This is a genomic window from Acidovorax sp. BL-A-41-H1 (assembly GCF_051942715.1).
The window spans coordinates 286,368-298,539 of record NZ_JBPVJQ010000003.1 but is presented as its reverse complement, the minus strand read 5'-3'; the positions used below and the strand labels follow the sequence as shown (position 1 = coordinate 298,539).

Below are 12,172 nucleotides of genomic sequence, written 5' to 3'. Positions count from 1 at the left end.
AATCGGTGGGTTCAGGCAGGCCCGGCTGCCTGGTCCTTCTGCAGCAGGGTGTGCAACTGCTCCACCGGCATTGGCCGCGCAAAGTGGTAGCCCTGCAGCATGTCGCAGCCCTGGCGCACCAGATAGTCGGCTTGCTCGGGCGTCTCCACGCCCTCGGCGGTGATCTGCAGGCCCAGGCCGTGTGCCAGTGCCACGATGGCGGTCACGATGGTGCGGCTGTGCTCCTGGCCGGGCAGGTCGCGGATGAAGCTGCGGTCGATCTTGAGCCGGCGCATGGGCAGCTGGCGCAGATAGGCCAGCGACGAGTAGCCGGTGCCGAAGTCGTCAATCGCCAGATGAATGCCCAGCTGGCTGAGTCGGTGCAGCGTCTGGGCACCCGCCTCCATGTTGTCCATGAGCACGGTTTCGGTCAGCTCGATCTCCAGCAGGTGCGCGGGCAGGCCGGTCTCGCGCAGGGTGTCCATGACGCGTTCCAGAAACAGGGGGTCGGCAAGCTGGCGGGCCGACACGTTGACCGACACGCGCATCGCCTTGCCCATGCCCTGCCAGCGGGCCGCATCGGCGCAGGCCGTGCGCATCACCCAGTAGCCCAGCGCGGTGATGAGGCCGCAGTCCTCGGCCACCGTCACGGCTTCCAGGGGCGAGACGGCACCCAGCTCGGAATGCGTCCACCGCAGCAGCGCCTCGGCGCCCACCAGCGATGTGTCGCGCGCCGCATACAGCGGCTGGTAGTGCAGCGCCAGGCCCTCACCGTTCTGCAGTGCTGCGCGCAGTGCATGCTCGATGGTCTGTCGCCGCGCCACGGCCTGGTTCATGGATGCGTCAAACCGCACGCAACGGTTCTTGCCCATTTCCTTGGCGCGGTACATGGCGGTGTCGGCGTGGCTGATGAGGCCGTCCATGTCGGACGCATCACCCGGATACGCGGCAATGCCTGCGCTGCAGGTCACCGTGAACTGGTGCCCCACCTCGGTGAACGGAGCGCGAAACACGCCCACGATGCGCTGGCCGTAGCTCTGCAGCGCCGTATCGTCCAGCTCGGTGCGCAGGATCACTGCGAACTCGTCCCCGCCCAGGCGCGCGATGGCGTCGGTGCTGCGCACCACCGACTGCAGCCGCCGGGCCACCTGGCGCAGCAGGCCGTCGCCGGCCGCGTGGCCAAAGGTGTCGTTCAGCGACTTGAAGTTATCGAGGTCGATGTAGACGAGCGCCAGGCGGGTCGAAAGCGTGCGCGCCCGTTGCACCTCTGTGGACAGCCGCTCGTTGAACGCGTGGCGGTTGCCCAGGCCGGTGACGGCGTCGGTGTGGGCCAGCGCGTGCAGGCGCCGCTCGGCATCGCGCACGGCGGCGCGGCTGCGCAGCACCATCGCAGCGGCCAGACCCATCACCACCATGGCGATGAGCAGCGCCGTGGCAAAGCGGATGGCCAGCCGCGTGTACACAGCCTGTTTCGACTTGCGCACGTACAGCGTACCGGATGCCTCTCCCGCCACCATCACGGTGCGGGCCAGCTCCAGAACCATGAGCCCGTGCCGTTCGGGCAGGCCGTACATGCCGGTGTCTGCCAGCGTGGTGGCCAGCGGCTGGTCGACATCCCGCCGGTACTGAGCCAGCAACGTGCCGGTGGCGTCATAAGCTGCGGCTGCCTGCACCATGGGCGATGCGCGCAGCGCGCCCAGGATCTCGTTCGCTGTGTTGGCATCCCGAAACATCACCGCAGCCGAGATGTTGTCGGCCACGATGGCGGCTTCTACCCGGCTGTCCTCCAGCATGGACTGGCGGGCGGTCCAGTGGTCCACCGCCGTCAGCGCCAGCACCACGGTCATCAACGCCAGGCCTGCGGCCAGGATGCCCGTGAACACCAGCCGTGACGACAGCAGCGGCGTGGCGTTGTCGTCTGCAGCCTGCGCAGCGGTATCGGGCCCGGTGTCGGGCACGGCTTCGGGCTCTGCGGCCGCCAGACCCGCGCGCCGCTTCTCAGGCCGTGTTTCGCGCGTGTTCATCGGGCTGCCTTGGCCAGCCGCAGCAGGCGCGAACTCACTGTCAGGCCGCCGCGCGTGGTGGCGTCGGTGTTGATGGAAAACACCACGCGGCCGTCTTGTGGTGCCAGCGAAATCATCACATCGGCGTTGCCCGGCGGGACCACCGCGCCGTCGGCCACCGTGAGTACGCCGTGCTGCGGTGGCAGCGTGCGCAGGGCGCGCAGCACCGCTTCGGGTGTGCCGGTGTGCAGCACCAGCACCTGGCAGTCGTCCAGCGCCGCGGGCTCTGCCAGCCGGACCTGGATGGGCCGCCCCTTGCGTGCGGGCCGCCCTTGCAGCGCTGTCAGTGCGCGCTTGAGCGGGCTGAACGGAAGGATGCACACCGTCCAGTCAGCCGCTGCGACGTTGTCGTTCTCGGGCCACTCGATGAACTGGATGAAATTGAACACGTAGGCCGCCTTGAGGTCTGCCTCTTCCACCGGTTCGCCCGCATGCGTCGGCATGGCCGCCAGCAGCAGCCACAGCACCGACCACAGCAGGGTTTGCAGGAGGCGTGGCGCAGCGTGCATGGTGGCGGTCCGTGGCCCTCAGCCGGCGCGGCCCGACATGGCAGGGCCGGGGTGCGGCGCCGGCCGGGCCGGTTGCTGAGCGCGGGTGGGGAGTGGATGGCTGCGCATGGGAGGGGCGGTGCTGGCTAGAACGCGTAGGTCAGCTTGGCTCGGAACGTACGGCCGTCCTGGCGCACCGTGCCATCGCGGATGTCAAACGATGCCGGGTCTGCGTACTGGCGGTCGAACACGTTGTACACACCCAGCAGCAGATCGGCGCTGCCCAGCCGCTGCGTGTAGACCAGGTTGGCCACCAGCTGGCCGGGCAGTCGTGCGCCGGTCACGGTGTGGCGCGGCCCCACGCCAATCGCTTCCAGCCCATACCGCCCGGGCTGCCCGGGCTGCCCGGGCATGCGCGTGGGCAGTGCCAGCGTGTCGGACCACTGCAGCTTCAGCAGGTGCCGTGGCGAGTTGGCCAGTGGCATGGCGGCGTCGCCGGCGGCCTGCGCCTTTTGCCAGCCGTAGGCCACGCGAAGGCGTGCGCCGCCTGACCAGCGGCGTTCCATTTCGGCTTCCATCCCCTGTACCCGCACCGCCTGTGCGTTCAGGAAGGTCAGCCGGTCTGGCACCCGTGTATCGGTTGCCAGTGCGAGCAGATCGCTCACGTCAGAGCGGAACACCGTGACCAGCATGCGCATGGCAGAGGTGGGCGAATGCTCCAGCGCCAGCTCAGTGGTGCGAATCTTTTCGGAGCGCAAGGTGTCGGTGCTGGCAATGCCGCCGGGCAGGTCCACACGGTAGTCGCGTTCGTAGGCGTTGGGTGGCCGGTACGCGGTACCGTGCAGCAGCTTGATGGCGGTAGACGGGTTGAGCAGGTACACCAGCCCCAGGCGCGGATTCACGCTGCCCGCGCTGCCCGACTGCTTGCCCCACCGTAGGCCCGTGTGCAGCGTGAGGGTGGGCGCCAGCGCGTATTCATCCTGGAAGTACACGCCCACTGCGTCACCCTGCCGGCTGACATCGAGGTAGCGCACCGGCGTGGGATCCACGTCGTCGTTGACTTGCCGGATGCGGGTGTCGCGCCGGTAGTCAACACCCCACGAAAGCTTGTGTCGCGCCACCGCGGTGCTGACCCACTGCAGTTCCGTGCCCCACCAGCGGCCGTTGCTCTCGTCGCGGTTGACCGTGAGCGGCGGGTAGTCGTACACATAGTCGCCCATAAAGCGGTACTGGCCTGCATGCAGGCGCCCCGTGAACTCCAGCGCGGGAGCGATCTGGCGCGTGTACTCGGCACCCAGCCGCGTGCTGTGGTCGGCAATGCGCGAGCGCGGGTCGTTGAACACTTGCGAGAACGATGCGGTGGGTGTGCCCTTGCTGCGCTCGCCATGGGCCAGTGTCAGCGCCAGGCCCTCGCGCTGCATGCGCGCAAAAAACTGGGTGCCGCGGTCGAAATCGAGCCCATGGGCGACGCCATGGTGGTTAGCGGGTGTGTCAAAGGCGGCCATGTACAGGTCGTCGCCCCGCTTGTTGCTGCGCGTGGCCGACAGCAGCCAGTCGCTGCCAAAGCTGTCCCTGGTGCCCAGCGAGAAGCGTGCCCGGGTGGCGCCGTGGCTGCCGGCCTCTACGCTCGCGTGCGGCCCGGCCAGCTGCCGCCCGTTGCGCGTGATCACGTTGACCACGCCAAAAAATGCGTTGGCGCCGTACACCGCCGAGCCGGGGCCGGGCACAAACTCCACGCGCTCCACCAGGTCCAGGTCAATCGGGAAGTCGGTGCCGATGGTGGCCTGGTCGTACACGCTGTCGTTAAAGCGCGTGCCGTTGACCAGCAGCAGCACCCGGGTGTTGTAGTCGCCCGGCGTGGAAAAGCCGCGCGTGCCCAGGTAGTGGTAGCTGCGGTCGTACGACACATACAGCCCGCGCATGCTGCCCAGCACCTCGGCCAGGGTGCGGTAGCCAAACGTGCGGATGTCCTCGGCCGTGACCACGCTCACCACAGCGGGCGCCTCCAGCGCGGTCTGGGCATAGCGGCTGGCCGTGGTCACTTCCATCTGCATCAGCTGCTCCAGCGGCAGGTAGGCGATGTTTGTCTGGGCCAGTGCGGCAGACGCCGCCAGCGCCGTGCCCACGGCCATGCCCACATGCCGTGCAGTGCGCAACAGGGGGCTGGGTTTTTCGGTCATGTGGCGGGGTGGAGAAACGGGTTGCAACATCACACAACCAATACGGCCATATGGGAAATTTGTTTACAAATTGTATCAATTGGTGGGGTGTCAAAGGGCTTTCACCCATGCTCCGCATGTGTAACGGCGGCAGGGGTTTTGCCAGAGTGGCCGTTGCCCGGGAACGCGCGGGCAGCCGTGGAAGATAGTCGTACGCGGCATGCAAAAAACGCTGCAACCTCCGCACTCCCAGCCCGGCCAGGTCGGCCATCCTGCGCGGTGCGATCAGGCCGCCGGCCTCTTCTGCAAGCGTTGCTTTTTGCGCTTGCGACCACCCGCCGAAGCAGGTCGCGCATGCGGCTTGGGTGCAAGTCCCACGGCCGCGCGGGCCAGCGCATCCGCTTCGGCATTGCGGTGGCGTGGCACCCACGTCCACTGCACGGCTGCAAACTGCCCCAGCGCGCTGCGGGCGTCTTCAAACAGGGGCGCCAGGCGCGCAATCGGTGGCACCGCCGCAGTGCCACTGGCGGGCACGGCCAGTTGCTCCAGCAGCACCCTGCTGTCGCTGAAGAGAGCCACGGCGGGAGCGCCCTGCTGGCGTGCCTCGGCCAGCGCCAGCAGCAGGGCGCGCAGCTCGGCCTCGTTGTTGCAACCGGTGCCCGGGGCTTGCAGCGAAAGGGCGGTACGCGCGCCCTGTGGCGATATCAGCACGGCGCCCAGCCCCATGCGGCCGGGGTTGGGCAGTGCGCTGCCGTCGCAGTGGATGACCCAGGCGCCCGGCTGCGCCACGCCGCTGCTGCCGGGCGAGAGGCCGGTCATCAGCGGTAGAACGCTTCCACCGTGCCCTTGAGCTTGATCATCAGCGGCTGGCCCTTGCGGTCCACTGTCTTGCCGGCGGGCACTTTCACCCAGCCTTCGCTGACGCAGTATTCCTGCACATCGAAACGTTCCTTGCCGTTCAGGCGGATACCGATGTCGTGCTCGAACACCGCAGGGGCGTGGTGGGGGCTGCGCGGGTCCACCGACAGGTGGTCGGGCAGTGCGGGGCGTGTGTCACTGGCAGGGGCGTGGGATTCGGTCATGCGGATGGCGTGGTGATGGAGTAGGTGCAGATGGGGTGGCAGCGGCATCGTCCCCGGTGATGGGGATGGCCTGCAGCCGCATCAGGAAGGCCCGGATTGTCCGGGATTTATGAACATCGGGCCTGGGCGTCCGAGGCCCCGGCGGGGCCTTTGGCGCCTTTAGCGCCCCAGCGGCGCCACCCCGATCAGCCAGGCGTGGGCCCAGAAGGCAAACGCAACCCAGGCGGCCGCGCCCACCACCACCGTGATGCCCGTGGCCGCCCAGGAGCCGGGCGCGTAGACGGTGCCCTGCGCCCGGTCGCGCTGGCGCGCCGCGCGAAAGCTGGCCACCGCCCAGAGCAAAAAGCCGCCAAACAGCAGCACATCAGCCACGGTGCCGTTGGACAGCAGGTGCGCCAGCGCCCACACCTTCACGCCCAGCACCATCGGGTGGTGTAGCCGTGCGCGGATGCCGTTGCGCGGCACGTACGTGGCGGCCAGCAGCACAAAGGCCACCAGCGTGAGCAGCGCGGCCCCATGGCGCATGCCCACCGGTGGCACCCACAGCACCACCGGCTGCTCACGCGCCAGGCCGTAGCCCCACACGATGAGCCCCAGCCCCACCGCCGAGACCAGGGAATACAGCCCCTTCCAAGGCCCTTCGCCCAGCCGCGCCAGCGTCTGGCTACGCCAGCCGTCCGACACGATGCGCACCGAGTGCACGCCCAGAAACAGCACAAGTCCAATCACCAGGAACAGCATGGAATACCAGCCTTTCAGATACCGCAAGAGAGAGGAGCCCGGACGTGGCCCAGTCCGCAAGCACCGGGCAGCGGGTTGCCGCAATTATTCGGCAAAGCGCGGGTTGCGCGCACCGGGCTACTGATGCAGCTAGACAACTGCCGGTGACGCAAGCGTTCCAGCGTTGCACCACGGAAAAAATCTAGCAAAAACTGTCGCTGGCGCTTGATTTGATTGCCTATGTAGCTATCACATCAATAGCGTTTCTGGCTGTCACTCCACCGCATGCTGCGCCAGCAGCGCCCCCACCTTGGGCTTGGCGCAGCGCTGTACCAGCTGCAGCAGCGCGTGGCTGGGCTCACCCACGCCCCAGCGGGTGCGCAGGTCGTGCTGCATGCGCGCCAGCAGGGCGGCGGCCATCTCGGCATCGGCCAGCGCACGGTGGGCCTGGCCGGTGCGCGGCAGGCCATGAAAGTCCACCAGCGTGCCCAGCTTGTGGCTGGGCGCGTGCGGGTACAGGCGGCGCGACAGCAGCACCGTGCAGGCAAAGGGGTGCGGTGCGGGCAGGTCGGCACGTGCCAGCTCGGCCTGCCAGAACTTGCTGTCAAACGCCGCGTTGTGCGCCACCATGGGTGCGTCCCCCACAAACCGCGCGGCGTCGTTCATGACGCTGGCTGCTTCGGGCGCGGCATCCACCATCGCGTTGGTGATGCCCGTCAGCTGCGTGATGAAGGCCGGAATCCACGCCCCGGTTTTCATCAGGCTCTGAAAGCGGTCCACCACCTGCCCGTTCTCCAGCAGCACGATGGCCACCTCGGTAGCGCGCGCGCCCTGGCCGGGCGAGATGCCGGTGGTTTCAAAGTCGATGACGGCGATGGGAGACATGAACGCGATGTGCCCTGCAGGGGGCGGTGCTCGGATGCGCCAAGTATCGCTGCCCGGCCGCCGTGCTCGCCTGGCGGACGCGAGCAGGCCGCGTGCCCCACGCCGGGGCTGCGCGACCGTCAGCGGCGGTGTTCCAGGAAAAATCGCAGCATCTCGGCCGTGGCGCTGACGCCGCCGGGGTCGGTATGGCTCCCCTGCGCACTGCCACCGGCCCAGGCGTGGCCGCCGCCGTGCAGCACCCAGTGTTCGGCCATGGCGGGCCCCGCCGATGACGAAGCAGCCTGGCGGTACACCGTGCGTGTATAGGCTTGCCCGGCGGCCGAGCGGCCCTGCTCCACGCGCTTGTCGACTGGGCCCTGCGCGCTCGCCCCCGCGCCCAGCGTTGCCGCCACCACCTGCTCGCCATTGCGCGCGTGCACCGTGGCATCGGCATCGCCGTGAAAAACGATCAGGGGCACCACCCGCTGACCCGGGGCGGCCACTGGCGTGCCACGTGCGTTGGGCTTGGCGCCGCTTTTCATGGCTGACAGCGCTGCCATCACGTTGTGCGCCGCGCCCGCCTGCAGGCCCGAGTGCACGCCCACCGCAGCAAACACATCGGGGTACTCGCGCCCCAGCAGCGCAGCCATGGCGCCCCCGGCCGACAGGCCCGCCGCATACACGCGCGCCTCGTCCACGGGGTGGCGTGCCATCACGTCACGCACCATGGCCACCAGCAGCCCCGGCTCGCCGCGGCCGCGGTGCTGGTCTTCGGGGCGAAACCAGTTCCAGCAGCCGTTGGGGTTGGCGCTCTGGGGTTGCTCGGGGTACAGCACCAGGGTGTTGGCAGGCGCTGCGGCACTGTTCATGCCGGTGCCCGTGGCGAAGTCCACCGGGTTCTGGGTGCAGCCGTGCAGCATGAGCACCAGCGGCATCGGCGTGCCCGCGCCCGCCCCCGGCGGTACGTACAGGTGGTAGTGATGCACACCCTGCCCCACGCCCGGGTAGCGGAATGCCACGCGCGTGAAGCTGCCCGGTGCCTCAGCATGGGGATGCGCCGCGGCCTTGCCGGCGGTGGGCTGCTTGGCCGCTTCCGCAATGGGTGGTGGCGATGCCGATGCGGCGGGGGTGGGAGTGGGCGCAGCTACGTGCGCCGCTGTTTCTTCGTTGGCAGCGTCCTGGCGCGGCTCCACCAGTACGGCGTCTTCGATGTCGGGAACCACCGCAGGACGCCAGCGCGCGGGTGCGGGCGCAGCGCCCGGGGCTGCCGCATCTGGCGGAGCCTGTGGAGCTGGCGTGGGGTTGCCCAGTGCCTGCTGGATGGCGTGGGTGGCTTCGGCCAGGCGGCCGTTGCGCACCAGCTCGGTGGCTTTCCCCATGAGCTGTTTCATGGTGTCGTTCCATTGCATGGGCTTGTCCTTGGTGCGTGGGCCGGGGCCGTTGGTGTGGGGGGTGCCGGGCTGTTGCAAGCATCTTGCACGCCACGGGAGGGGGACTGGCCAGCCTGTCGATGCTGTCGACCATGCCAGTGTCGGCGCAAAGTCTGCTTGCTGCACGGCAAGAACCTCTGCTCCAAAAAAATGGAGCCCGCAGGCTCCATGCAGCTTACGCGGCGCATGAAGGCGCCCCGGTGTGGATGCGTCAGCCCGCGCCGCGTCCGCCAGCGCCCCCTGCGCCGCCGCCACTGCCAGCACCACCCTTGCGTGACTGTGACTGGTTGCCGCTGCCGACCTGCGATTCGCGATCGTGGCGGCTATGGGGCGTGCGCTGGTCCTGGTGAAGCTGCGTGGTGGGCTGCTTGCCGGCGCTGTTGCGGTCATTGGCCACCTTGCCGGACCCCTGGTCATTGTTCTGGCCGTCGTCCTTGTCCGATGTGTTGTGCTTGTCTGCCATGGTTCGCTCCTTCAGGTTCAAAAGATGGCCGATGCCCCACCGGGGCAGGCCCGCAGGCTGTGCCCTTCCGGCCGATGTCACGAAATCGACAATTCCTTGTGCTCGCCCATGCTGCGGGGCGGCTCGCCGGTCACGGCGGCCTTGGCCATCTTGAACAGCTGCACCATCTTGGTTTCCTTCACGTCCCAGTACTCGGCGTGGCGGATGCGTACGGCCAGCAGGGCCAGGTCGGGGTCGGTCACGCCACCGGGAAACCAGGCTTTGGCCATGGGCGACCACAGCGCTTCCTTCTGGGCAGGGTCTTCCACAAAGCGGGCCTGGCCCGACAGGGAGACATAGCTGTCTTCGCCGGGGTCCGAATACGACACGTTGACCTCGCCGTCGGTCAGCAGCCGTTCGTACAGCTCGCCCGAGCGGGAGATGAAAAAGTACAGTTCGGTGTTCTCTTGCAGACGCTTGTTCTGCGTGGTGAGGGGGTGCGAATGCAGCATGCCCGAGGCCGTGCGGTGCGTCACCATCCCGAAGCGGATGTCCTTGATCAGCTTCCACAGGGTTTCGTGGGCGGGTGTGTCGTGTTGCATGGGGGCCTCCGGCTAGGGTGAACAGTTGAATTCAATCGAAACGGATTGATGCAGTCACTGTAGGCAGCCGCTGCCCCGCGCGGCGTCGGCTGGCCCCGCAGATGGGTGTGGGCGTTTGTCTGACACGGCGGTTTGGCCCCGTGCCGCTGGCGCTGTGGCGCCAGCCCTTCAGAGCGGTGCGCGTTGCTCCAGCGCAAACGGCGGCAGGCCCTTGAGCAGCCGCTGCCCGTAGCTGGTGCGCGTCAGGCGCTTGTCGTAGCAGTACACATGGGCCTGGTCTTCTTCGGTGCGTATGGCGCGGCCCACCCATTGCGCCAGGCGGATGGCGGTGGCGGGCACCACCAGTTCGCTGAACGGGTCGCGCCCCACGGCGCGCAGCCATTCGGCACGCGCCTCGCCCACGGGGTCGTCGGGCGACGCAAAGGGCAGCTTGGTGATGAAGACCGATTCGCACAGGCGCCCCGGCAGATCCAGCCCCTCGCCAAACGACTGCATGCCGAAGATGACCGAGGGCTCGCCGTTCTCCACCCGCTCGCGGTGGCGCTTGAGCAGCTGCGTGCGCGGCAGCGCGTTTTGCACCAGCACCACGCTGCGCATGGCGGTGGGCAGCGCATCCACGGCCTGGCGCATCTGGTCGCGCGAGGTGAACAGCACCAGCGCCCCGTATTCCACGCGCGCAATGTCGTGCAGCAGCGCGTCGACCATCTCGACAGTGAACTGCGCGGCGTTCTTGGGGTCGGCCCGTGTCTCGGCCGCAATCAGCGTGCCCTGCGCGGCGTAGTTGAAGGGGCTGGCTACTTCCAGCGTGGTGGCCGCTTCATCGCCATGCAGGCCCGCCTCGCGCATGAAAAAGTCAAAGTGCCCGCAACTGGTCAGCGTGGCCGACGTGAGCACCGCGCCGCGCACCGCGCTCCACAGGTGGTTGCGCAGCGTGGTGCCGGGCAAGATGGGGCTGGCGTGCGCCTTGACCACGATGAAGTCGCCATCCACCTCCAGCGTGAACCACTTGGCAGCGGGTACCGCACCTTCGGGCGCATCCTGCAGCAGCAGCTGCGCGGTGGCGTGCAGCTCTTCCAGGCGCGGGGCGAGCATGCCGATCTGCGCGTACAGCGTGGACAGTCGCTTGGCCTCCTCGGGCTTGTCGCGCATCTCGGCGCGCAGCGCCTTGCTGATGGCGCGCAGCGCGTCCAGAAAGCCCTCGGCGCTCGCGGCCAGCAGGCCCAGCGGGGCAAGCAGCTGGTCGGGCAACTCACCCCGCGGCACGCGCACGCGCGCCGGGCCCCAGGCGTTGGGCTGGCTTTTGAGCTGCGCGCCATACACATCCATCACGATGCGCGCCAGATCCTGCAGCGTCTGCCGCAGCTGCGCCGCGTGTTTGGGGATGTCTGCAATCTCTTCCACCTCGAGCAGCGCGCCAATGCGCAGGCCTCGACTCGACAGGCGTTCGATCCAGGTGATGCGCGACAAATCCATGCTGCACGCAAACTGGTCGAGCGCGGTGGCGGGCAGGTGGTGGGCTTCGTCCAGCACCAGCAGGCAGTTGTCCAGCTCGGGCAGCACGCGCGCGCCCAGGGACGACAGCAGCAAATCGTGGTTGGCCACGATCACCTGCGCGCCCACCAGCTCCTTGCGCTTGTCGTAGTAGGTGCACTGGCTGAAGGCCGGGCAGTGCTTGCCGGTGCACGACGCGCCCTCGGCCGCCACTGGGCTCCACACCTCGGGCTCGGGGGGCGTATCGAGGCTGTCGCGGTCGCCATCCCACGCGCCTTTGGACAAGGTCTGCGACATGGTCGAATAGAACTGCATGCGCGCCTCGGTCTCGTGCCGGGGGCGCTTGGCGCGGGCGGCGGCTTCCTCGTCGGCAAACAGGTCGTCCTCGCCGTCTTCCTCGGCCTCGCCGGTGCCGGCCAGGCGGTCGAGCTTGAGCTTGCACACATAGCGCCCGCGCCCCTTGGCCAGCGCAAACTTGAAGGGCTGCGGCATGCGCGCAGCCAGCGCGGGCAGGTCCTTGTTGACCAGTTGCTCCTGCAGCGCCACCGTGGCGGTAGAAATCAGCACCCGCGTGCCGCGCGACAGAGCCAGCGCAATGGCCGGTGCGCAGTACGCCAGCGACTTGCCCACGCCCGTGCCCGCCTGGATGACCGCAATGGCGCGCGTGGGCGCGGCCTCGCCGCTGTCTTCATCCACCTTGCCCAGCGTGGCCGTGCTGAACGTGCGCGCCACCTGCTCGGCCATCAGCCGCTGGCCGGGCCGGCCACGAAAACCTTCGGTGGCGTTCACCACCGCATCGAACGAATGCAGGGCCGCTTGGGCCCACTCACTGGAAGACATGGGGGGAGTGTG

11 protein-coding genes are annotated in these 12,172 nt (G+C 68.4%); all 11 read right to left on the bottom strand.

Going from position 1 to position 12,172, the window contains the following annotated elements; genetic code table 11:
• Positions 1 to 11: 11 nt before the first annotated feature.
• On the bottom strand, positions 12 to 2,003 hold the full coding sequence (locus ACTPOI_RS02495; RefSeq protein ID WP_440106076.1) for a putative bifunctional diguanylate cyclase/phosphodiesterase: 1,992 nt from the start codon (positions 2,001 to 2,003) through the stop codon (positions 12 to 14).
• A complete protein-coding gene (locus ACTPOI_RS02490; protein WP_440106074.1) occupies positions 2,000 to 2,551 on the bottom strand; it encodes a YfiR family protein in 552 nt (183 codons plus the stop codon). Before ACTPOI_RS02490 ends, ACTPOI_RS02495 begins: the two co-directional genes overlap by 4 nt.
• A gap of 125 nt (positions 2,552 to 2,676) precedes the next feature.
• Positions 2,677 to 4,710, bottom strand: coding sequence for a TonB-dependent receptor plug domain-containing protein (locus tag ACTPOI_RS02485; RefSeq protein WP_440106071.1), 2,034 nt, complete (start codon positions 4,708 to 4,710; stop codon positions 2,677 to 2,679).
• 264 nt (positions 4,711 to 4,974) lie between these two features.
• Entirely contained in the window at positions 4,975 to 5,508 is a 534-nt protein-coding gene (locus ACTPOI_RS02480) for a reverse transcriptase-like protein (protein WP_440106069.1), read from the bottom strand.
• A complete protein-coding gene (locus ACTPOI_RS02475) occupies positions 5,508 to 5,771 on the bottom strand; it encodes a DUF3297 family protein (RefSeq protein WP_440106066.1) in 264 nt (87 codons plus the stop codon). The genes ACTPOI_RS02480 and ACTPOI_RS02475 overlap by 1 nt, the downstream gene beginning before the upstream one ends.
• 159 nt (positions 5,772 to 5,930) lie before the next feature.
• Positions 5,931 to 6,512 (bottom strand): NnrU family protein, encoded by a 582-nt coding sequence (locus tag ACTPOI_RS02470; RefSeq protein ID WP_440106064.1) that lies wholly within the window; start codon positions 6,510 to 6,512, stop codon positions 5,931 to 5,933.
• Between the two features lie 252 nt (positions 6,513 to 6,764).
• Positions 6,765 to 7,376, bottom strand: a complete 612-nt coding sequence (locus tag ACTPOI_RS02465) for a 3'-5' exonuclease (RefSeq protein ID WP_440106062.1) — start codon at positions 7,374 to 7,376, stop codon at positions 6,765 to 6,767.
• 119 nt (positions 7,377 to 7,495) lie between these two features.
• Positions 7,496 to 8,764, bottom strand: coding sequence for an extracellular catalytic domain type 1 short-chain-length polyhydroxyalkanoate depolymerase (locus ACTPOI_RS02460; protein WP_440106060.1), 1,269 nt, complete (start codon positions 8,762 to 8,764; stop codon positions 7,496 to 7,498).
• 232 nt (positions 8,765 to 8,996) lie between these two features.
• Positions 8,997 to 9,248, bottom strand: a complete 252-nt coding sequence (locus tag ACTPOI_RS02455; RefSeq protein WP_440106058.1) for a hypothetical protein — start codon at positions 9,246 to 9,248, stop codon at positions 8,997 to 8,999.
• Positions 9,249 to 9,325: 77 nt separating this feature from the next.
• Complete coding sequence (locus ACTPOI_RS02450) at positions 9,326 to 9,829, bottom strand: pyridoxamine 5'-phosphate oxidase family protein (RefSeq protein WP_440106057.1); 504 nt, start codon at positions 9,827 to 9,829, stop codon at positions 9,326 to 9,328.
• 168 nt (positions 9,830 to 9,997) lie between these two features.
• Positions 9,998 to 12,160, bottom strand: a complete 2,163-nt coding sequence (dinG, locus tag ACTPOI_RS02445; RefSeq protein WP_440106055.1) for an ATP-dependent DNA helicase DinG — start codon at positions 12,158 to 12,160, stop codon at positions 9,998 to 10,000.
• Between the last annotated feature and the right edge of the window lie 12 nt (positions 12,161 to 12,172).

Bases quoted from the DNA above. Each gene is read 5' to 3' on its own strand.
- ACTPOI_RS02490 (WP_440106074.1), bottom strand. From the start codon at position 2,551: ATGCACGCTGCGCCACGCCTCCTGCAAACCCTGCTGTGGTCGGTGCTG.
- ACTPOI_RS02460 (WP_440106060.1), bottom strand. From the start codon at position 8,764: ATGCAATGGAACGACACCATGAAACAGCTCATGGGGAAAGCCACCGAG.
- ACTPOI_RS02450 (WP_440106057.1), bottom strand. From the start codon at position 9,829: ATGCAACACGACACACCCGCCCACGAAACCCTGTGGAAGCTGATCAAG.
- ACTPOI_RS02470 (WP_440106064.1), bottom strand. From the start codon at position 6,512: ATGCTGTTCCTGGTGATTGGACTTGTGCTGTTTCTGGGCGTGCACTCG.
- ACTPOI_RS02480 (WP_440106069.1), bottom strand. From the start codon at position 5,508: ATGACCGGCCTCTCGCCCGGCAGCAGCGGCGTGGCGCAGCCGGGCGCC.
- dinG (WP_440106055.1), bottom strand. From the start codon at position 12,160: ATGTCTTCCAGTGAGTGGGCCCAAGCGGCCCTGCATTCGTTCGATGCG.
- ACTPOI_RS02465 (WP_440106062.1), bottom strand. From the start codon at position 7,376: ATGTCTCCCATCGCCGTCATCGACTTTGAAACCACCGGCATCTCGCCC.
- ACTPOI_RS02485 (WP_440106071.1), bottom strand. From the start codon at position 4,710: ATGACCGAAAAACCCAGCCCCCTGTTGCGCACTGCACGGCATGTGGGC.
- ACTPOI_RS02475 (WP_440106066.1), bottom strand. From the start codon at position 5,771: ATGACCGAATCCCACGCCCCTGCCAGTGACACACGCCCCGCACTGCCC.
- ACTPOI_RS02495 (WP_440106076.1), bottom strand. From the start codon at position 2,003: ATGAACACGCGCGAAACACGGCCTGAGAAGCGGCGCGCGGGTCTGGCG.
- ACTPOI_RS02455 (WP_440106058.1), bottom strand. From the start codon at position 9,248: ATGGCAGACAAGCACAACACATCGGACAAGGACGACGGCCAGAACAAT.